The organism is Vibrio sp. dhg, assembly GCF_003443775.1.
GTDB classification, from domain to species: Bacteria; Pseudomonadota; Gammaproteobacteria; order Enterobacterales; family Vibrionaceae; genus Vibrio; species Vibrio natriegens.
In genome coordinates this window covers 921,320-942,156 of record NZ_CP028943.1, presented here as the reverse complement: position 1 = coordinate 942,156, position 20,837 = coordinate 921,320, and the positions used below count along the sequence as shown (strand labels likewise).

15 protein-coding genes are annotated in these 20,837 nt (G+C 46.0%); 2 read left to right on the top strand and 13 right to left on the bottom strand.

What is annotated here, in order from left to right; genetic code table 11:
• Nucleotides 1-67 precede the first annotated feature (67 nt).
• From DBX26_RS04425 to DBX26_RS04370, 12 genes are all read right to left on the bottom strand, one after another.
• Nucleotides 68-1,066 (bottom strand): TRAP transporter substrate-binding protein, encoded by a 999-nt coding sequence (locus tag DBX26_RS04425; protein ID WP_020336137.1) that lies wholly within the window; start codon nt 1,064-1,066, stop codon nt 68-70.
• Nucleotides 1,067-1,365: 299 nt separating this feature from the next.
• The gene (locus tag DBX26_RS04420; RefSeq protein ID WP_118117989.1) at nt 1,366-2,481 is read right to left on the bottom strand and encodes an ABC transporter ATP-binding protein; all 1,116 of its coding nucleotides are present in this window, start codon (nt 2,479-2,481) and stop codon (nt 1,366-1,368) included.
• 5 nt (nt 2,482-2,486) lie between these two features.
• Nucleotides 2,487-3,344 (bottom strand): carbohydrate ABC transporter permease, encoded by an 858-nt coding sequence (locus DBX26_RS04415; RefSeq protein ID WP_118117987.1) that lies wholly within the window; start codon nt 3,342-3,344, stop codon nt 2,487-2,489.
• A complete protein-coding gene (locus DBX26_RS04410; protein ID WP_014231209.1) occupies nt 3,341-4,264 on the bottom strand; it encodes a carbohydrate ABC transporter permease in 924 nt (307 codons plus the stop codon). The genes DBX26_RS04415 and DBX26_RS04410 overlap by 4 nt, the downstream gene beginning before the upstream one ends.
• Nucleotides 4,265-4,346: 82 nt before the next feature.
• Nucleotides 4,347-5,594, bottom strand: a complete 1,248-nt coding sequence (locus DBX26_RS04405; protein WP_014231208.1) for an ABC transporter substrate-binding protein — start codon at nt 5,592-5,594, stop codon at nt 4,347-4,349.
• Nucleotides 5,595-5,755: 161 nt separating this feature from the next.
• Nucleotides 5,756-7,198, bottom strand: a complete 1,443-nt coding sequence (locus DBX26_RS04400) for an ATP-binding protein (protein ID WP_014231207.1) — start codon at nt 7,196-7,198, stop codon at nt 5,756-5,758.
• Nucleotides 7,188-7,913: a response regulator gene (locus tag DBX26_RS04395; RefSeq protein ID WP_118117985.1), complete on the bottom strand. Its 726-nt coding sequence runs from the start codon at nt 7,911-7,913 to the stop codon at nt 7,188-7,190. The genes DBX26_RS04400 and DBX26_RS04395 overlap by 11 nt, the downstream gene beginning before the upstream one ends.
• Before the next feature lie 140 nt (nt 7,914-8,053).
• On the bottom strand, nt 8,054-9,523 hold the full coding sequence (locus DBX26_RS04390) for a protein adenylyltransferase SelO (RefSeq protein ID WP_020336131.1): 1,470 nt from the start codon (nt 9,521-9,523) through the stop codon (nt 8,054-8,056).
• 159 nt (nt 9,524-9,682) lie between these two features.
• Nucleotides 9,683-12,676: a M6 family metalloprotease domain-containing protein gene (locus tag DBX26_RS04385; RefSeq protein WP_118117983.1), complete on the bottom strand. Its 2,994-nt coding sequence runs from the start codon at nt 12,674-12,676 to the stop codon at nt 9,683-9,685.
• Nucleotides 12,677-12,945: 269 nt separating this feature from the next.
• Nucleotides 12,946-14,313 (bottom strand): TrkH family potassium uptake protein, encoded by a 1,368-nt coding sequence (locus DBX26_RS04380; RefSeq protein ID WP_118117981.1) that lies wholly within the window; start codon nt 14,311-14,313, stop codon nt 12,946-12,948.
• Nucleotides 14,310-14,972, bottom strand: coding sequence for a TrkA family potassium uptake protein (locus tag DBX26_RS04375; protein ID WP_014231202.1), 663 nt, complete (start codon nt 14,970-14,972; stop codon nt 14,310-14,312). Before DBX26_RS04375 ends, DBX26_RS04380 begins: the two co-directional genes overlap by 4 nt.
• A 244-nt stretch (nt 14,973-15,216) precedes the next feature.
• Entirely contained in the window at nt 15,217-16,446 is a 1,230-nt protein-coding gene (locus DBX26_RS04370) for a DEAD/DEAH box helicase (RefSeq protein WP_014231201.1), read from the bottom strand.
• Between the two features lie 194 nt (nt 16,447-16,640).
• Between DBX26_RS04370 and DBX26_RS04365 the strand changes: the two genes are divergently transcribed.
• Nucleotides 16,641-17,954 carry a hemolysin family protein gene (locus DBX26_RS04365; RefSeq protein WP_118117979.1) on the top strand — a complete coding sequence of 438 codons (1,314 nt, stop codon included), beginning with the start codon at nt 16,641-16,643 and terminating at the stop codon, nt 17,952-17,954.
• 65 nt (nt 17,955-18,019) lie between these two features.
• Here DBX26_RS04365 and DBX26_RS04360 read toward each other — a convergent pair whose 3' ends face one another.
• Nucleotides 18,020-19,981: a TonB-dependent receptor gene (locus DBX26_RS04360; protein WP_118117977.1), complete on the bottom strand. Its 1,962-nt coding sequence runs from the start codon at nt 19,979-19,981 to the stop codon at nt 18,020-18,022.
• A 119-nt stretch (nt 19,982-20,100) separates the two neighbouring features.
• Here DBX26_RS04360 and DBX26_RS04355 point away from each other — a divergent pair, with 119 nt between their 5' ends.
• Nucleotides 20,101-20,829: a 4'-phosphopantetheinyl transferase gene (locus DBX26_RS04355; RefSeq protein WP_118117975.1), complete on the top strand. Its 729-nt coding sequence runs from the start codon at nt 20,101-20,103 to the stop codon at nt 20,827-20,829.
• Nucleotides 20,830-20,837 lie beyond the last annotated feature (8 nt).

The following is a 20,837-nucleotide window of genomic DNA, read 5'->3' as shown; positions in this document are numbered from 1 at the left end:
CGGTACATCGCTCGAATCAGGTAAGTTTGGCTCCCGACGAACGGGAGCCGCTTATCATTATGTTGAGTTATTTTTGGTTGGCCGCTAATGCCGCTTCAATTAACTCTGAACCAATGTCTTTTTCAAACTTGTTCCAAACTGGTTTAAGCGCTGCTACCCATTCTTCACGCTGTTCTGGCGTCAGCTCGCGAACCACACCACCAGCTTCGATAACGTACTCTTTGTTTTGTTGCTCTACGCGGTTTGACTCAGCATTACGGGTTTGAGTCACTTCTTTAAGAATCGTCGCAAGCTGGTCACGTACGTCGTCTGGAAGTCCATCCCACCACTTGGTAGAAGTAACCACTAGGTAATCCAAAATTCCGTGGTTGGTTTCAGTCGTACCGTCTTGAACCTCGAAGAACTTTTTACCGTAGATATTCGACCAAGTATTTTCCTGACCATCGATAACTTTGGTTTGCAAGCCACCGTACACTTCGGCAAATGACATTTTTTGAGGGTTAGCACCCAATTGCTCAAACTGCGCAACCAATACATCGGAAGCCTGTACGCGGAACTTAAGCCCCTTAGCATCTTCCGGGTGAACCAGTGGCTTGTTGGCTGAGATTTGCTTCATACCGTTGTGCCAGAACTCTAGTCCTCGAATACCACGTCGGTTCATCGCATTCTTAAGCTTTTCACCCGCCTCAGAGTTTTGGAAGCGGTCAACAGCGTCTACGTCATCAAAAAGGAAAGGAAGGTCGAACAAACGGAATTTTTTGGTGAACTTTTCAAACTTAGACAGTGAAGGTGCAGCAAGTTGTACGTCCCCATTCAACATAGCCTCAAGTACTTTGTCATCATCGTAAAGCGTCGAGTTAGGGAACACTTGCATACACGCCTTACCGTTCATCTCTTCATTGACACGCTTTTCAAGCAGCGACGCCGCGATCCCTTTCGGGTGTTTGTCGGTGTTGGTTACGTGGCTGAATTTGATGACCAGCTCACCTGGGTCACAGTTTGCGGCAGCGTTAAAACTGGTAACAGCAAGAATTGAGGCAGTTAGTAGGGTAACAGGCTTAAACATTATTATTCTCCTTGATAAATGAACAACCCCATCACTGGGTGTTGATACATCTACTAAAGCAAGGACCGAACCACTTTCTTTAACTATGTTTTTATTTTTATAAATCAGACACTTAAAAAGATACCATTCACGATGCATTTACCTAGATCACAAAATTATTTTTGAAATGGGTGAAATCTACCCACGCCAAATGATTAAGTGGGTGGATTTAGACACATCCGTAAATCAGCAAATAAAAATGGCAGCCGCTTGGCTGCCATTTAAAAGTTACGAGTTGTTGATTTGCCTTGCTCTTATCGTTAGTGAAACTCTATGCGTTGCTCAGTTGAAGCGTCAAAGAAAACCGCCTTGGACAAATCAAAATGCAGCGGCGCGACCTGACCGACCTTTACATCAAACTCCGGAGACAAGCGACAAGCGACTTCTTGATCGTTGACCTTAATCATCGCGATGGTATCTGGCCCCGTTGGCTCAAGGACTTCAAGCTGGAGGTCGAGTTTCGTCGTTGCGGTAGAATCTTGGTTCTCACTGTCCGTAATATGTTCCGGACGCAAGCCAATCACAATCTCTTTGCCATCTTGTTTTCGCATCGAAGCTGGCAGCTTGATGTGATGCTCCTGCGCGTTACTGCCTGTCACTTTTATCACGGGGTTATCCTGAGCATCCAAATCGACCATGGTTTTAATGAAGTTCATCGAAGGTGAGCCCATAAAACCTGCGACAAACATATTATTAGGCTTGTTGTAGATTTCTTGTGGTGTTCCGAGTTGCTGTAACTCACCGTCTTTCATTACCGCAATACGGTCCGCGAGTGTCATCGCCTCAATCTGGTCATGCGTTACGTACACAATCGTCCTATTCAGTTGCTGGTGAAGACGCTTGATCTGGTGGCGCATTTCAACACGCAGCTTCGCATCTAAGTTCGAAAGTGGCTCGTCAAACAGATAGAGCTTCGGGCGACGAGCAAGCGCACGTCCCATCGCAACTCGCTGGCGCTGACCACCTGATAATTGCGAAGGCTTACGGTCAAGCAGATGATCAATCTGTAGCATTTCCGCTACTCGCTCCACTTCGGCATCAATTGCCTCTTTCGCCATTTTACGAATCTTGAGACCAAATTCGATGTTGCCTCTTACCGTCATATTTGGATATAGCGCATACGATTGGAACACCATCGCAATATCGCGATCTTTCGGTTCCACATTCGACACATTATTACCATCAATCACGATGTCACCGGAACTGATGTTCTCTAAACCCGCAATGGTGTTCATCAGTGTCGACTTGCCACAACCAGATGGGCCAACCAAGATAAGAAACTCTCCCGAATCGATACTGATATCGATACCTTTTAACGTCTCTTGTTCCGCTTTTGGATAGGTTTTACGGATTTGTTTAAGTTCGAGTGTTGCCATAATAATTATCCTTTTACCGATCCAGCCGTAAGGCCACGAACAAAGTATTTTCCTGCTAATACATAAACGAGTAGCGTTGGTAACGCTGCAATGATCGCCGCCGCCATATCGACGTTGTACTCTTTCACCCCTGTACTGGTGTTAACTAAGTTGTTCAGGGCAACCGTAATTGGCTGTGTTTCGGAACCTGAATAGACAACCCCAAACAAGAAGTCATTCCAAATAGCGGTAAACTGCCAAATCACCGTCACCATGATGATTGGCGTCGAGATTGGCAGAAGAATTTTAAAGAAAATGGTAAAGAAACCTGCCCCATCCAACTTCGCGGCTTTGACAAGCTCATCCGGAATACTGATGTAGAAGTTACGAAAGAACAACGTGGTAAACGCCATACCATAAATCACATGAACGATAACCAAGCCGGTGGTTGTATTTGCCAAACCTAACTTACCGAGCACCGCCGCCATTGGTAACAAAATTACCTGAAACGGAATAAAGCAGCCAAACAGCAGCAAGCTGAAGAACAAGTTTGAACCCCGGAATTGCCACTTGGTCACAACGTAACCATTAAATGCGCCCAACAGCGTAGAGATCGCCACTGCAGGAATCACCATTTGGAACGAGTTCCAGAAATACCCTTTTACCCCTTCACATTTCACGCCCGTACAAGCGTTGTCCCACGCCTTATACCAGGCATCGAAGACCCATTCGGTTGGCAGACTCATCAAGTTGCCCGCTTTAATATCTGGCAGTGTTTTGAATGAAGTCACCACCATCACGAACAACGGCATCAAATAAAATAAGCAAAAAAACGCTAACCCGAAGTAGATAAACAGCCGAGAGAAATTCACACTACGCATCATGACTTTTTCTCCCTAAGCTCTGAGTACAAATAAGGAACTAAAATGGCGAGAATACCTGCCAACATCATCATCGCGCTTGCAGCCCCCAAACCTATCTGACCACGAGTAAATGAGTGCGCGTACATAAACAGCGCTGGCAAATCTGAAGAGTACCCCGGGCCACCAGCCGTCATAGCGGTTACCAGGTCGAAGCTCTTAATCGCAATGTGTGAAGTGATGATTACCGAGCTAAAGAAAACAGGTCTTAAGCAAGGCATAATGATGCGCCAGTAAATGGTTGGCAGACTTGCGCCGTCGATTTGTGCCGCTTTGATAATGGATGAATCAATGCCGCGCAAACCCGCCAGAAACATCGCCATGACAAAACCAGACGACTGCCAAACAGCGGCTATCACCAAGGTGTACACAGACAGGTCAGAATTTACTAACCAGTCAAATTTGAAATTGGTAAAACCCCAGTCTTGCATCAACTTCTCAATACCCAAACCAGGATTGAGAATCCATTTCCAGGCGGTACCCGTCACGATAAAGGAGAGTGCCATCGGATAAAGATAAATGGTCCGAATTGCACCTTCCTGACGAATATTTTGATCAAGCAAAATGGCTAAGCCCACGCCAAGAACAATAGCGATGAGCATAAATAGCAGCCCAAAAATACCAAGGTTGCTAATAGAAGTGATCCAGCGATCGTTATCCATCAGCTTTTCATACTGAGTAAAACCAACAAAGTTAAAGCTTGGCAGAAAACGGGAGTTGGTCATTGATAATGCCGCCGTCCAGAAGATGTAACCATAGATGCATACCACAGTTACCAGAACGGTCGGGGCAAGGACGATTTTCGGCAACCAGTGCTGAAGTCTGTCCGCCAAACTGAGTTTCGCGTGGGACTTCTTTGGATACCGATTCACAACATGCTCCATAACGAATCCTTACGTCTTAAAGGAAGGGCGCATAGGCTCCCTACAAGCCTGTACGCCCTTTAGGGTGTGATCTGTCAATGGATTAGATAGCGGCTTTCACTGCTTTCGCTAGCTTTTGTGCTGCTTGTTTCGGATCCGCATTGTCATCGTTGAAGAAGTTGGTCACAACATCGTAGATTGCACCTTGCGCATAGCTTGTGGTCGACAGGCCGTGTGCCATACTCGGCACTAAATCACCGGACTGAGCACTGGCTTTGAAGGTTTCCATTGAGTCCAGAGCACATTGGTCAAATTTCGCCATATCCATATCAAGACGAACTGGAATGGAGCCTTTGTTCAGGTTAAAGACTTCCTGGAACTCTTTGGTCAGAATGGTACGAGCTAAGTCTTGCTGTGCCTTTTTGTTCTCTTCGTTGCTGAGTTCAAAGAAAGCAAAGCTATCAATGTTGAACGTAAATTGACCGTCAGTGCCTGGCGCAGGCGCACAAATGTAGTCTTTACCCGGCACTTTACCCGCCGCAGTAAATTCACCTTTCGCCCAGTCACCCATGATCTGCATAGCCGCTTCACCGTTAATCACCATCGAGGTCGCAACGTTCCAGTCACGCCCTGGTGAGTTAGCGTCAATGTAGTCGTGGATCTTCTTAAACTTGGTGAAAACTTCGACCATTTTATCGCCAGACAATACGTCCATATCTAGGTCTACAAACGCTTTGTTGTAGTCTTCACTTCCCAGCACGTCCAGTGCGACGGCTTCGAACACGGTCGCGTCTTGCCAAGGCTGCCCACCATGAGCAAGTGGGATAAAGCCGGCCGCTTTAATTTTGTCTGCCGCAGCAAAAAACTCGTCCAGCGTTGTTGGAAGTTCTACACCTGATTTTTTCAGCACTTCCGGGTTTGCCCACAGCCAGTTAACACGGTGAACGTTAACCGGTACAGCCACATACTCATCTTTGTACTTCATCACTTTAGTGACAACAGACGGTAGTAGGTCATCCCACTTTTCCTGCTTCGCCGTACTTTCCAGTGAAGTAAGGAAACCTAAGCTGCCCCACTCCTGAATATCGTGTCCTTTGATTTGAGCCGCCGATGGAGGATTGCCAGATACCGCGCGAGTTTTAAGCACGGTCATCGCTGACTCGCCACCACCACCAGCGACTGCAAAGTCTTTCCAGGTATGATTTTGTTCTTCCAGCATTTGTTTCAGAACAGCCGCAGATTTTGCTTCACCACCAGCCGTCCACCAGTGAAGCACTTCGACTTCACCCGCGTTAGCCATGTTTGCCGCAGAGAGCAGAGAAAGAGTTAGTAGGGTTTTATTTAGTTTCATTATTATCTTCCGTGTATTGGATTAGACATTCAGGTCGACGACTCGATGACCTCAAGCGTTGATACTTGAACTAAAGTCAGTCTATCCAATGAGAAAATTTTGATTGAAACAAAGCGTAACCTTAACGTAACAATCATGTTACATTGAGTTTTTAATTGATATTAAACAAACACTTGAACACGTAGCCCGCGACTAGGCAAGTTGTCAATTATGAGATCTCCGCCATGACCGTGGAGAATATTACGGCAAATTCCAAGCCCTAACCCGTGGCCCTGATCATCATCAGCCAACCGATAGTACGGCTCAAATACCATGTCGAGCTGATCTTCTGGAATGCCCGGCCCCTGATCACAAATCTCGATTTTGACCCGGCCATCAAAGTTGGTGAGGGTTATTTCCGCTTTTTCCCCATATTTCACCGCATTATCAACCAAGTTGCCGATAACGCGTTTTATCGCCAATGGCTTTGCAACGATTGATTTAATGGGACTAGGCGAAAACGTCACCCGTGTTTGTTGCTGATTATAAGGCTCAATCACGCTAGTAATGACGTCATTCAGGTCAACATTGACCGTATTTTCATGCAACTCTGTATCTCTTACGGTCTGAAGCGCCCCCTTCACCATCATTTCCAGATCATCAAGATCGCGGTTAAATTTTTCACGTTTGATATCACTTTCCAGCAGCTCAGCGCGCAGCCTTAGGCGGGTAATGGGCGTTTTTAAATCGTGGGAGATTGAAGAAAACAATTGTTCCCGATCAGAAATATAATGACGAATTCGCTGCTGCATCCGATTAAATGCTCGTGTGGCGGTGACAAGCTCACTCGCGCCCTCTTCTTGTAGCGGAGCCTGCTCTACGTTCATACTCATTTCATTGGCGGCTTTTGCCAATCGCTTTAACGGCTTCACCTGCCTTTTCATCAGCAAATAAGTGAGAACCAATAAAATCGTGGTAGAAAAAATCAGAAACAGGATCTGCTCTCGCTCAATTAAGGTATCGTCTAGATTGACGTAAGGGGCTGGCAGCAAAGCGGCGATATAGAGCCACTCATCTTTGGCTAGTTCGAGTTGCACAACCAACACCGGAGGATCGATTGGGCTCAACGTTAGGGTGTGATGTGCCCACGACTTGGGTAAATCGCTCAAATAGATATCGTTTTTCAGCAAACGTAGGTTTTCGGGCAACGAGAAGTCAACCAAAATCGTGTCTACTTTTGGGAGCTTCTTTTTCAGCACCTCTTCTATCGCTTCGAGAGAAGCCAACTTAAGCGGAGTATCTTTAATTGGTTCAACAATGAGCTGCTCTCGATTAAACGACACAAAAAAGCGCGTCCCGCCCATATTACGGATCTGGTCGAGCACAATATGACGATAGCTGACAGGCAACGACTGAAAGAAGGTTACCGTTGAGGAGAACATATTCGCCATGCTTTGAGACGCATCGCGAATCCCCGCCAGTTCTTTCTGTTTTGACTCGGTATACCAAATGGTTGTTGCCACACCTTGAGCCAAAATCACCGCCAATAACGTTAAGCCTAATGTACGATTAACTAACGAGTTTGGCTTAAATCGCCTGAGAAAACGCCACCATTTATTGTTCATAACTGACTGGCACAGCGAGTAAGTAACCGTTGCCTCGCATCGTCTTTATGTAATGTGGATATTTGGTGCTTTCACCGAGACGTTGGCGCAAACGGCTGAGCTGAACATCGATGCCTCGTTCAAAGGGTAACGCTTCCCGACCTCGCGTCTCTACTGAGATCGTATCTCGGTCTATTATTTGATTCGGACGTTTTAGAAAAAGCATCAACAGCGAAAAATCACTGCCGGATAAATCGTGCGACTGTTGGGTTTCTTGATGGGTTATTCTGTGTGACAAAGTGTCCAACAGCCAGTCACCAAAACGAATAGGCTTGGCTGTTAAAGGACTGACTTGCTCTTCTTTGGTCACTTTAACTCGGCGCAATACGGCTTTAATGCGTGCATTAAGATGACGCGGATTAAATGGCTTGGCGAGATAATCATCAGCGCCGATTTCTAAGCCGATGATTTGGTCGGTGTCATCTGAAACTGCGGTCAACATAATGATTGGTGTAGACGAATGCCGACGAACCGCCTGACATAAAGAAAAACCATCTTCACCGGGTAACATCACATCGAGCAAAATAAGGTCTGAGTACCCATGTTGCTCAATGTGAAGGTGCATTTGCTCACCATCATTCACGGCACTGACGATATATCCTTGTTTCGTCAGATACTCCTGTAGCAATTCACAAATTTCTTGATCATCATCTACGACCAGAATTCTAGCTGACATTTTTCCATCCAATGTATCACTTATATTTCAGAGCAAGTGTAATCGGTACCAGAATTCATATTCAGCGACAATTTATAAATACTTTGAACCTGTCGCGGACAAATGTCACATCTTATTAACAAACCACTAAAATAAATCCCTTATGATGAGCAGCTTATTTCCATTTTTTTGCCCCACTCTGGTGGCAATTTCGCGTACTCTTCAAACTCAGGCTGAGAATCGTAAGGGTGACGCAGTAGTGCGGCCAACCGATTGACTTCACTGAAATCGCCTTCTTCGGCTTTATCTATTGCTAGTTGGGCCAAATAGTTACGAAGAATGTACTTCGGATTCGCACGACGCATTTGTTCACAACGCTGTTCTGTGGTGACTGGTCTGCCTAGCTCATCGACTTCTAACTCGCATCGTGCCAGATAAAGATCTAACCACGCTTGGGCTGCTTCACGATCAATAAACAAATCAATCACATCTTGAGGCGACTTTTTGTCTAAGTTAGATAGCGTTCTAAAAAAGCGCGTATAGTCTGTTTTGTTCTGATTGAGTAACTCAAACATAGATTCAAACAAGCGCGAATCTTCATCGATTCTGTTTTTTAAACCAAGCTTACTGCGCATCAAGCGACTAAATTGCTGGCTTAAACGAACCTCAAACTGGCCAAGTGCAGCTTCTAAATCTGTACGCTCCACCAGCGGAGATAACGCGTGTGCCAGTGCCGAAAGGTTCCAAAGTGCAACTCGCGGCTGCTGGTCAAACGCATAACGCCCCTGATAGTCGGAATGATTACAGATATAGCCAGGATCGTAGTCATCCAAAAATCCAAATGGTCCATAATCGAAAGTTTGACCAAGGATAGACATGTTGTCGGTGTTCATAACGCCGTGGGCAAAGCCAAAAGCTTGCCATTTCGCAATCATGTCCGCCGTTTTCTCCACAATATTGGCAAACATCGCAGCGTATGGTTTTTCGGCTTGAGCGCATTCAGGCAGGTGCCACTCTATGACCTTATCCGCCAACAGCTTCTGCTCTGCCAGTTGATTGGTGTAAAAGAAGTGCTCAAAGTGACCGAATCGAATATGAGTTTCCGCCATACGAATTAACATCGCGCCGTTTTCCGTTTTTTCACGGTAAACCGGCGTATCGCTGACCATCATACCCAGCGCACGGGTAGTCGGTATTCCGAGTCCTTGCATGGCTTCACTGCACAAATATTCACGAATCGTCGAACGCAGCACTGCTCTGCCATCACCCATGCGCGAATAAGGAGTAAGACCTGCGCCTTTTAGGTGGATATCAAACCACGTACCATCCTGTCGTTGGATTTCAGCCAGTAACAACCCTCGACCATCGCCTAAATCCGGATTGTAAGTACCGAACTGATGCCCTGCATATTTCATCGCTAATGGACGAAATTCATCAAAGTTTGCTTGGCCAGAAAACACCTCAAGCAGCGTTTCATCGGCTATAGGGGGCAAACCAAACTGCTGGGCAAAATCCCCATTCCAAACCACCCATTGAGTGTTCAATAACGGTTGTGGCTCTATGAAAGTGAAAAATGCCGAAGGCAGTTGGCTGTAACGATGGGTGAAATTGACCCCTTGCCAAATGGACATATTGGGTTCCTTATCTAAAAAGACTAACTACTAGTCAGTATACGTCCGATCCCAATCACCATTCAGCCATGAATTCAACATGGGTATTTACTGCTTCTATCGCTCGAAAACAAATAAGCCACTCGAAGTGAGTGGCTTACGTCTAGAACGAGATTGGTATTAGTGACGACGTCTCCAACCTAACAGCGCAAGTAACATAAGAGACCAGTAACCGACACTTCCGCCGCCACCTGAGCTCTTACCTTTATTACTACTGGCTGCGACAACTTCAACGCTGATTACACCTTTTGCTGTCGCGCCTGTACCATCAGAAATCACGTACTCCAACATGCCATTATCAGCTGCGCTATCTGGTGCCTGATAAGTCACCTTACCATTTTCAATATACGCAGAACCAATACCTGAAATGTTATCCACACTTTGAACCACGAGGCTGTCGCCGTTCATATCGGTGTCATTCGCCAGTACGTCGATCACAATGCGTTCATTCACCGCTACCGTCACCGCATCAGCTGAGGCAATCGGTGCACTGTTTTGAACTTCAATTTCGACCAAAGCGATAGATAAAGCGGCACTCACATCTGTCACCGTCAGTTGGAATGTGAAAACGTCCCCTGCTTTAGCTCCCTTAGGAATCTCGAAACTGGCAGTCACATCACTTGGATTACTCAAAGAGACAGTATCGCCAGCAACCTGCTTCCACTGATAAGTCAAAGCATCGCCATCGGGGTCACTGCTGTTGGCGGCGGATAACGATACACGGTTCCCAGCTTTCAACTCGGTGCTAATGACATCTGTAACAGCATTTGGGGCAGCATTGAACCCTATTACTTCAATCGAAACATTGACTGTAGAGGAAGCGAGTGAACCATCTGCCGACACCAATCGGTATTGGAAACTGTCAAATCCGACAAAGTTATGATCAGGTTGGTACTGATTGTCTGTAATGGTGCCGTGGACAGGCTGTTGAAATACCTCGACCTCAAACTGGTAGTCGGTAGCAACGACGTCGTTAGACATCAAGTTCAGTGACAGTACTGTGTTCTTATCCGTCTGGTAAATATCTGGCTGTGCTTCAACAATCTTGGCGTTTTCGTAGTTCAGCAATACAGCAAACGGAACCGTTGAGAAGCTAGACTCAAGCAAGCCTTCAGAATACTGCTCACTGCTCTTGCCAACCCACATCTTGGGTTGAGTTGCTTTCTCCATATCCAATAAGCGGCTAAAGTTGAAGCTTTCTTCGAATTCACCACCTTCAATTTCAACCACAATAATATGTTGACCAGCACTTAACTGTGTCGCGTGCGGAAATAGAATCCGAGATGACTTCTTGAAACTACCTTGTTGCAATAGTTCCGCATTTTGTTGATTCAATACCAAGCTATATTCATTATTACCCTCGTTAGGGAAGCGCCACACGCGAAAGGTCATATCGCGCTGTGGTGAACTTTTCTCAGCATAGATCTGTAATCCATCCAACTCTGTATCTCGACTTAAATCAAGCAGCACTGCCAACACATTTTCATCATTTGAGAAGACGAATTCTTGATGGAAGGTGTTTAACCACGCCGATTTATTCGCATCATTCAGTTTGGTTAGTAAAAAACTACCGCCATTTGCACTGCTAGAAATATCTGAAATCGAAACATCAGTGTCGAACCCTGTGATGACATTCAACCCTGGGTTAGAGAAATCAGAAATCTCGCTGCCGCCATTAGGGTATAAATCACCCTGATCGCTTCGTTCGCCCTTTTCCAATTCACCTCTGCCATCCGCTTGCATCACTTGAACTTGCATATTCCCCAATCCATTGAACTGATTGAGAATGTTGACAGACATGGCAAGTACACCTTCAGCAGCCAAAGCTTGGTCATAATCTTTGAAAGTTCGATTTTCTAAATACACTCGCGGACCATATTCTTTGAGGTATGGATCAAGGTAGACCAGCTTAACTTCATCATCTGTTAATCCGTGAGGCATGTTACTTTGATGAGCAATTGTCGGCACTACAAAACCAGCGGCATGCCTGCTCCATGCAGTCATATTGACTGGCGTTTCACCAGGATAAGAATCGCCGGGCTTCATCGACCATGAGCCCGCACCCATGACGCCCCAAGTACCGATCGACGCCTTACTGTATCGAGCGTAAAGATCAGGCAATCCGAGCATTAGGTGCCCTAGTTCATGAACGATAACCCCTAAGGTAGATTGGTGCGTTGCCTGATAGTCAGCAAACAAGCAGTAGTCTTTAATAGTCGTGCCATCGATTTGAACATCGTTATGAAAGTACCTATGAGGCCAGATTGCCGGCTTGTTTAGAACTCCCGTCGAACGGTCACCACCAGCAAATACAAACATAACCGACAGCTCTGTCGCATCCACGGTGCCATCCCGATCACGATCGTAACTCGACAAATCTATATATGGGTCAAGCTTGCGATACGCTTCTGCGAACACAAGGTTCATTTTATCTGTACAAAGGCTATCGCTGGTGCTGGCATGACAATCTGGATGACGCAGTGGTACAGTCACGTCAATCACACCATCGTTCACCGTACCGTAGCTTTCAATCGCTGGGATAACCTTATATTTCCCCAAAGAGTTCTTGTCATAATAGTCAACGACACTTTGCCCGTTTTGATCGAAGACTCGTTGCTCAAAATCATGCTTCATAACCTGATTAGTAAACGAAACCTGGACAACTAAGAGAGGTTGCTGCGTCACTCCAGAGCTACTCATTGCCCTATAAACTACATCTGTATCTGAAGCTGCACGGAATAGGTTCTTACGCGCCATAGGCTCCATGGTTCGTAATGAGGAAAGGTGGGGCTGGATAGATAAATCTGGTCGAGACTTGGAAGATTCGGGCGCTACAGAAGTTTGCGTTTTCTTTATACCTGTAGACACTAATTCTAGGGCGTCTGATTCACGCAAAACTTGCGCAAAAAACCAGTCTCCGTCTCTCTGTATAAGCGCGTTGCCTTGCTTATCTTCAAACCAGTGGAAATCTGCGGTCCCTCTTAAAATCGCTTCGCTTGACGTTCCGTCAGTTAACTTGATTTCATGCCAGATAGGTGACGGTGGTGTGGTTGCCATGCTCTTTCCTGCCAGTAAAGCAGATAACACGGTTAACGCAACTAGGTTGAATTTCAAAATACGACTCCTTGTTCTCAATTCGCTTTCAGCACGCTACATCAACGCCTATAGTCACAGTTTCCATTGGTGAAGCTTATGCCTGCAAGTTAAGTCCGGCCGTTAATATAGATTTGTCGAATGCATGGTACAGAAAGGTGAAAACGATGGCATAAAGGTTCGAAATTTCACAAACAAATTTGCGTGGCAGACCTCGTATTTGATCCAGATGGGAGATCGCTGCTTTTTAAACAGCGATCAAAGCAAAGTTCTGATGTTTCTCTTATAAATCAACCGGTCAATACCGTATCTTCTGGGTATTTAATCAGAGTAGGTTCTGGGCGAGCTAACATATAAGCCAAAGTCAAAGGACCGATACGGCCAATGATCATCACCACGATCATGATGTATTTTCCCGGTTCCGATAGTTCTGCCGTCAGACCTGCGCTAAGGCCGACTGTGGCAAAGGCGGATATCGTCTCAAACATAACTCTATCAAACGCCGCATCCTCAGTAATCATCAGTAGAAACATTGCGGTTGTCAGTATTGCTCCGCTCACCACGATAATCGCGAGCGACTTAGTGACAGTTGGCCAGTTGACGGTGCGTTTGAATATCACGACGTGTTTCTTTTGGCGTAAAAAAGTCCAGGTCGCCAAAAAAGCAACGGTAAAAGTCGAAACCTTAATCCCGCCGCCAGTTGAGGTAGAACCAGCACCAATCAGCATCAGAATAATCATGATGAGTAAGGCTGGCTGAGAGAACTGAGATAAATCAACACTGTTAAAACCAGCGGTACGTGCACTCGCCGACTGGAAAAATGCTGCAAGCCACTGCGCTGACAAAGGTAGCGATTCCATCGTAGTCGGATTGCTTCGCTCTAACAGCCAAAACAGTAGCGTGCCCACCAACAATAGTACTGGCGTCGCAATCAGCATGATTCGAGTATGAAGATGGAAGGAGTTAAACCCTTTACGCCAGTTTAACCAGATATCCCCGACAACAGTAAAACCTAAGCCACCGAAAATGAACAACCCTGCAAGGGTAAAGATCACCAAAGGGTCATTCACAAATCGGGTCATGCTATCTGAGAATAAGGCAAAGCCTGCGTTATTAAATGCGGAAATTGAATGGAACAACGCGTAGAACATTCCAGTCTGCCAGCCCATTTCCGGCACCCAGCGAAAAGACAGAACGATAAAACCCAGCGTCTCTGCCACTAGGGCAAATACCATGATTTTTTTAATCAGATTACGCAGGTTAACATGCCGATCCTGACCGAGCGCTTCTTTGGCCAATGCTTGCTGACGTAAACTCAACCGCATACCGAATAAATAGAGCAGCACAGCAGACAAAGTCATTTGCCCTAATCCACCAATTTGCATTAGGCACATTAAGAGAATTTTACCCGCCAACGTGAAGTGCTGACCGGTATCCACAACGCCGAGGCCCGTTACACTGATCGCAGAAGTCGCCGTAAATAAAGCATCGGTGATCGATAATCCGCTGACAGAAAAGACGGGAAGCGTGAGAAGTATCGCAGAGGGCAATAGCACTCCGAGAAAACTCATTAGGATAATCCGAGGCTCGCTGCCCTTCTCTTTTGTCCTTTGGCTATCTGGGACGTAAAATAAGCCTTTTTGGTGAAAATGCATCATAGTGACTTCAATGTGCGGGCCAGTTTTTCCTCTGGGCCAACCACAATCATAAGGTCGCCAATTTCTAAGGTCACATCCATGCTGGGCGCTTTAGTGATCTCCGGCCCACGTTTAAAGCCAAGAACTTGCACACCTTCAACCTGACATAGAGACAGCTCGCCTAGCTTTTTTCCCATCCAGCGAGAACCAATCACAAACTCGGTCATTGCCAAGTCGCTGCCCAATGGATGGAAATCGAGCACTCGCCTGTCGAGCATTTTACGTGCAACACGAATACCCATGTCACGCTCTGGCATGATGACATGATCAGCCCCAATTTTTTGCAGGACTCTGGCCTGAAAGCGGTCGTTCGCTTTTACCCAAATCGATCTTACCCCTGCTTCTTTCGCAATCAAGGTGGCGAGAATACTGGCGTTAACGTCGGTGCCAATCGCAATCATCACCATATCGTAATCATCGAGTTTAAGCTCAGCGACCGTCTCTTCGTGGGTGCAGTTTGCAACGATAGCCTGACTTACAAACCCAGCAACTTCTCTTACTTTTTCTTCGTCAATATCTACCGCTAAAACTTGAGAGCCCGCATCTTGCAGCTCTTTACATACAGCCAAACCAAATCGACCAAGGCCGATAACAGCGAATTGCTTATCACCTTTTTTCATTTATGCCTCTTTTATGCATTTAGTAGCAAGAGAAAAAGTCTGCGCCTATTTTTTCCCCTGTGCAAACCAGACGACAGAAAATTAACCAAAGCCTTACCAAGCTTAGGTTACAAATGTTAAGCGTATGACATGATTTGTTTTTTTTCATCGTTATGCTTAACAAAAGATAGATATCTAAAGATCAAGAATATAAAAAAAGCCGCATTAAAATGCGGCTTACTATCAAGAGGTATTTACCCTGCTATCAATCTCTCGTCTGACGTTTATCAGATTGAGAACGGTCTTCCTGAGGTTTGCGCTTATTCTTTGGCACATAGTTAAGAATAGAAATTGGTACTGGTTTTCTTGGTGCAAATCCGTCAATTTCAACACGCTCAAGCAAGTGGCCTAATCGGCTTTCAATCATGCATAAGTTTTTGAAGTCGTCCTTTGATACCAGTGAAATCGCTTCACCTTGCGCACCAGCACGACCTGTACGTCCAATTCGGTGTACGTATTCATCCGCCGGGTAAGGTAAGTCGTAGTTAATAACCACTGGCAGATTATCGATATCGATACCGCGAGCCGCAACGCCTGTCGCGACCAGGTACTGGATCTCCCCGGCTTTAAACTGCTCAATCAGCTCCTGACGCACACGCTGATTACGCCCACTGTGGAACGCTTCCGCAACAATGCCACGCTTCTCCAGCTGGCTGACCAATTTCGCAGCGCCGTGTTTGGTTTCGATAAATATCAGAACTTGTGACCAGTCATTCTCTTTTAGCATGTGGCTCAGTAACGACGATTTCATGTCTTTATCGACGGTTGTAATCCACTGCTTAATGTTTGATTTAGAAGCACTATGTTTCGCAATCGTAATCTCTTCAGGATCGACAATCGCATTCTTGGCTAAGTCACGAACTGGGTTAGAAAGCGTGGCGGAAAACAGCAGGCTTTGCACATCCTCTGGCATGCAATCAACGATTTTATCTATTGCATCGATAAAGCCCATATCCAGCATCTTGTCTGCTTCATCTAAGACCAGCATTTCTACTTCATCAAAGTGAATCGAGCGTTGACCGTACAGATCAATCAGACGACCCGGCGTACTGACAACAATGTCCACACCCTCGATCAATGCTTGCTTCTGCGGTGCGTATTCAACGCCACCAAACATCGCCATTGAGCGTAATGGCAGGTTCTTACCGTAGGCTTCAATGCTTTGGTGTACCTGAAGCGCTAGCTCACGCGTTGGCGTAAGAATGATGGCACGCGCACGTTTTTTACGCTGCGTTTCACCCTGACTGAGCTTCTCTAAGATTGGTAATACAAAGCTGGCTGTTTTACCGGTACCGGTTTGCGCTGCTGCGATCAAGTTACGCCCGCGCAGTACAATCGGAATGGCTTTTTGCTGAATAGAAGTCGGTTTTTCATAACCTAGCGCCATCACTGCATCAGTGATTGGTGCGCTTAAACCAAGCTTAGAAAATGGCATAGAAACGTCTCAACGGAGGAAATGGGCGCGTAGTGTATCAGTAACAGAGTGATTAATCAGCTTAGCTGTACTGAGAAGTTCTACCCTTTAAATAAAACATAAGCTTAGCAAGAAAACGGGATTTATCCGCTACTTCACATTTACTCAGCCGGAATCTCGCTATGCTACTAACGTGTGGATGACTGGAAGGCTTCATGGATATTTTATTGCTAGTAGGATTGATAGGTTTAATTACGCTCAATGGCGTCTTTGCGATGTCGGAAATTGCATTGGTCGCAGCCAAAACAAGCCGTCTAAAAACGATGGCAGAAAACAGCAAACGCGCAACACTGGCTTTGGAACTCAAGAATAATCCGACACAGTTTTTATCAACGATCCAAATCGGCATCACTGTAATTGGTCTACTAAGCGGCATCTTTGGCGAAGCCACACTCTCCGTTCCTTTAGGGCAATGGTTAGTGAGTCAGGGTGTAGAAAAAGAGATTGCCAACTTTGTAGCCACGTTTAGTGTGGTTCTGTTGATCACATACTTCGCCATTGTAATAGGTGAATTGGTTCCCAAACGTATCGCGCAAAATAATGCAGAGATGATTGCCATCAATGTGGCTTACCCAATTCATTGGTTAGCCAACTTAGCCCGACCATTTGTTTTTCTTTTGACCTTTACCACCGATACCTTGCTCAGGATATTGGGGCAAAATGAGAGTAAAAGTGAGGTCGTCACAGAAGAGGATATCGTCGCCATCGTTAGCGAAGGTTCCGAATCTGGCGCTATTGAGCCTCAGGAACAATTGATGATCCAAAATCTACTCCATCTTAACGACCGCCTTGCACTCTCGTTAATGACGCCTCGCTCTGAAATTCATTACCTCGACGCCACACTACCCATTGACGCAACCCTAAAAAGCCTTCGACAAACCCAGCACTCGGTTTGGCCAATATGCAAAGGCGGCCTGGATAACATCATCGGTACGATTTCTTCCAAAGTGCTGCTGGATGAATATGACAAGATCTCGATTGAACGGCTTAATAAACGTCTAAAGCAACCGCGTTTTGTACCCGAGTCGATGAAAGGACTGCCTTTACTGAACTATATGCAACAAACCAGTACCGAGATGGTATTTATCGTCGACGAATATGGTGATGTGCAAGGGTTAGTGACCTTCTATGACTTACTCAAGTCAATCGCCGGAGAGCTGGGTATGGAGCCTCAGCACATATGGGCAAAACAGCAAAAAGACGGCAGTTGGTTGATGGACGCACTCATCCCATTAAATGAACTCAAAAACAAACTCCAGCTGAGCAACATTGAAGGAGAAGAAAGCGAAGGTTTTCAGACCCTAAACGGCTTCCTTACTTGGTTAATAGATCGTGTGCCTGCTCAAGGAGAAATCATCGAGTACCAGAACTGGCAATTTGAAGTACTGCTGATGAAAAGTAACCGCATCGTGCAAGTTAAAGCATCCCAACAAGTGCCTGCGGAAACACCCGAAGAACCTGAGACTTAGAAGTAAGCGGCATAAAAAAACGCCTCCAGTGGGAGGCGTTCTTTATTGATGTGAAATCTACTGAATTAGAACAGGTAAGTTGCACTTACGTACGCGCTGCGACCTTTCTCTGAGTAACCGTAGTAGTCATCTTCGTCATCCAGCTCAACGTCAAAGATGTTGTTCAAACCCGCTTTCAGGTTCACTTGCTGGAGGTCATAAGAAACGCCCAGACCAACCAATGTGTAGCCGTCCACAGTTTTATCTTCGCTACTTAGATTTGTGATCACCTGCTTACCGATGTAGTTGACGCGAGCAAAAGTGGTCAACGAGTCGAATACTTGCCAGTTCACATCCAAGTTTGCCAAGTGTTCAGGCGTATCTGTTAGCTTTTCGCCAGAGCTCTTATCCTCTGCATCCGTGTACGTGTAGTTCGCTGACAAATTGATGTTCTTAGTAATGTCATACCAAGCTTCCACCTCTATGCCTTTGATTTCTGCTCGGCCAATGTTTTGGTAAGTGATGATTGGCATGGTGCCATCCATACCCACCGCGGTGCTGGTGTCTCGTTCGATTTTGTTCTTCAGCTTAGAGTAGTAGTAGGTCAAGCCCAGACCTAGCGAGTCCGTCTCGTAAGCCAGGCCCGCTTCATAGCTTTCTGACTCTTCCGGTTTCAAATCATCGTTACCGGTTAACCAGCAACGGTTACCACAACTTATCACACGAACTTGGTCGCTACTCTCCATCATACCCGGAGCACGGAAGCCGCCGCCGCCGCCCGCTTTTGCAACAAATTCATCGGTAAAACTGTAGACTGCATAAGCACGTGGGCTGAAGTGACTGCCGTAGACCTCATGGAAGTCTTCACGGCCACCCAGCGTCAACGCCAGTTTGTCCAAATCGAACTCACTCTGCAGGAACACTGCACCTTGGTGGTAATCGATATCACCAGAAGGAATGTCGCGACTGTTGGTCAGTTCAGAGGTACGGAATTCGCCGCCAAATACCCACTCGTGGCTGTCTCGCCATAAACCAGACAGTTTGAAATCGGCGTAATTATTCTGCAACTCAACGTCCGCCGAGCCATTGGTGTACGCGGTACTGCCGTCATTCAAATCCATGGTTTCGCCATACAAACGAGCCTGAGAGTCAAACCCTGACCAATTACCTTCATGCGTTAAACCGTAATTCCAGCGCGTAGAATCCTGAGTATTGGTTTGGTCTCCGGAACGAGGGTGCACCCACTCGGCTTTTCGTTCGTCCTTGGTGTAAGTTACATCGGCAATCAGCTTTTGCTCATCGGTCAGTTGCCATGACATTTCACCAAACACGTTTGTGGTATCTTTTTTCTCCAAAGCATCGTAATCAGGCGTCGCATCGGTGCGCCATGGATCACGAGTCGAGCTTTCAACGATGATGCTACCTGCCAGTTCTGGCGTCAGTTCACCACTTGCGTAAGCATGGCCTTTCCAGCCATCGCCGCCGTTACCTTCTAGCAAACTTTCATATTCAAGCCCTAGCGAGCCAGCCATCTCTTCTGTTGGTGTTTTTAGAATCACGTTTACTACGCCACCCATCGCCTCTGAGCCGTACAGAGAAGAAACCGGGCCGCGCACCACTTCGATACGTTCAATTGCCGTCAAAGGAATCGTCGATAGATCAAAGTCGTTACCACGAATTAATGCATCTTGAGAATTGATACGACGGCCATTAATCAGGATCAGAGTATGCTTTGACTCAAGACCACGAATACGAATGGTGTTACGACCGTACGCGGCGCTGCTTAAAACACTGACGCCTGTAGCACTACGTACTGCTTCAGAGATGTCTTTCACTGGCATCTTTGCGATGTCTTCCGCAGTAATAACCGACACAGATGCAGGAGCAGTAAGCTCAGAATGTTGAGTTAATGACGCGGTAACAACCACTCGTTCAATTTCTGGATTTTCATTCTGCTGCGCTGCATTAGCTTGACCGCTAAAAGCAGTCACTACTGCTGCGGCCAAAATGGAAGGCATAAACGAAGGCTTTTTCACTTGAGTATTCACTGCATATCCTTATATCTATTTTTTGTATTAATTAGGCTCGCCAACTTTAATAAATAACTGTATAAATAGCAATAATTATCAGTTGCATTATCATTTGTATTTTTTGGTTGGTTTTTACTGTGAATAACAAGAGTTTGAAAAATATTAAGTTAGATGAAATTCTCTCCCCTAACTGCTTCCACTTTGGGACAACCAGTCCGCTGATTCAGATGGTGAAAGCCACATCAGATATGTACGCCAAAGCAGGCTTACCTTTAGAAGAGGAACATATTCAGAAATCAGTACCCAAACGGCAGGAAGAATTTAGAGCTGGGCGTCACGCCGCACGTGCCGCAATCAGAAAACTGACTTCAGACAATGCTTTTGCGGATCAATCCCCCATTTTGGTTGGCGCATCTAGAGAACCCGTTTTCCCTAACACTGTTAGCGGCAGTATTAGTCATACAGACTCCCTGTGTTTGGCGGCGTGTGCGGTTAAAAATGATGTGCCAAGTATTGGGATTGATGTTGAAAACAATCAAAATCTTGCCGCTCACCTTCTTCCTGCGATTTACACAGCCAATGAACAACATCACCTACAGAAATCAGACACCATCCCAAACGTGCTGATATTCAGCATCAAAGAGAGTTTATTCAAATGTCTGTTTCCATTCGTGAGGGTATATTTTGACTTTTTAGATGCCGAAATTGCGCTGCACCCCGAGACGGAAAACAGCGGACAGTTTCAGTTTGAGTTGATTGGAGATAACCGAAGGGATCTCCAATCCGCCCTGCCAGATCTAACGTTTCACGGTTATTATTGCTTTACCGAACAAACCGTTTTCTCGCTGTGCTTTTTTACTCCTTGAATTACCAA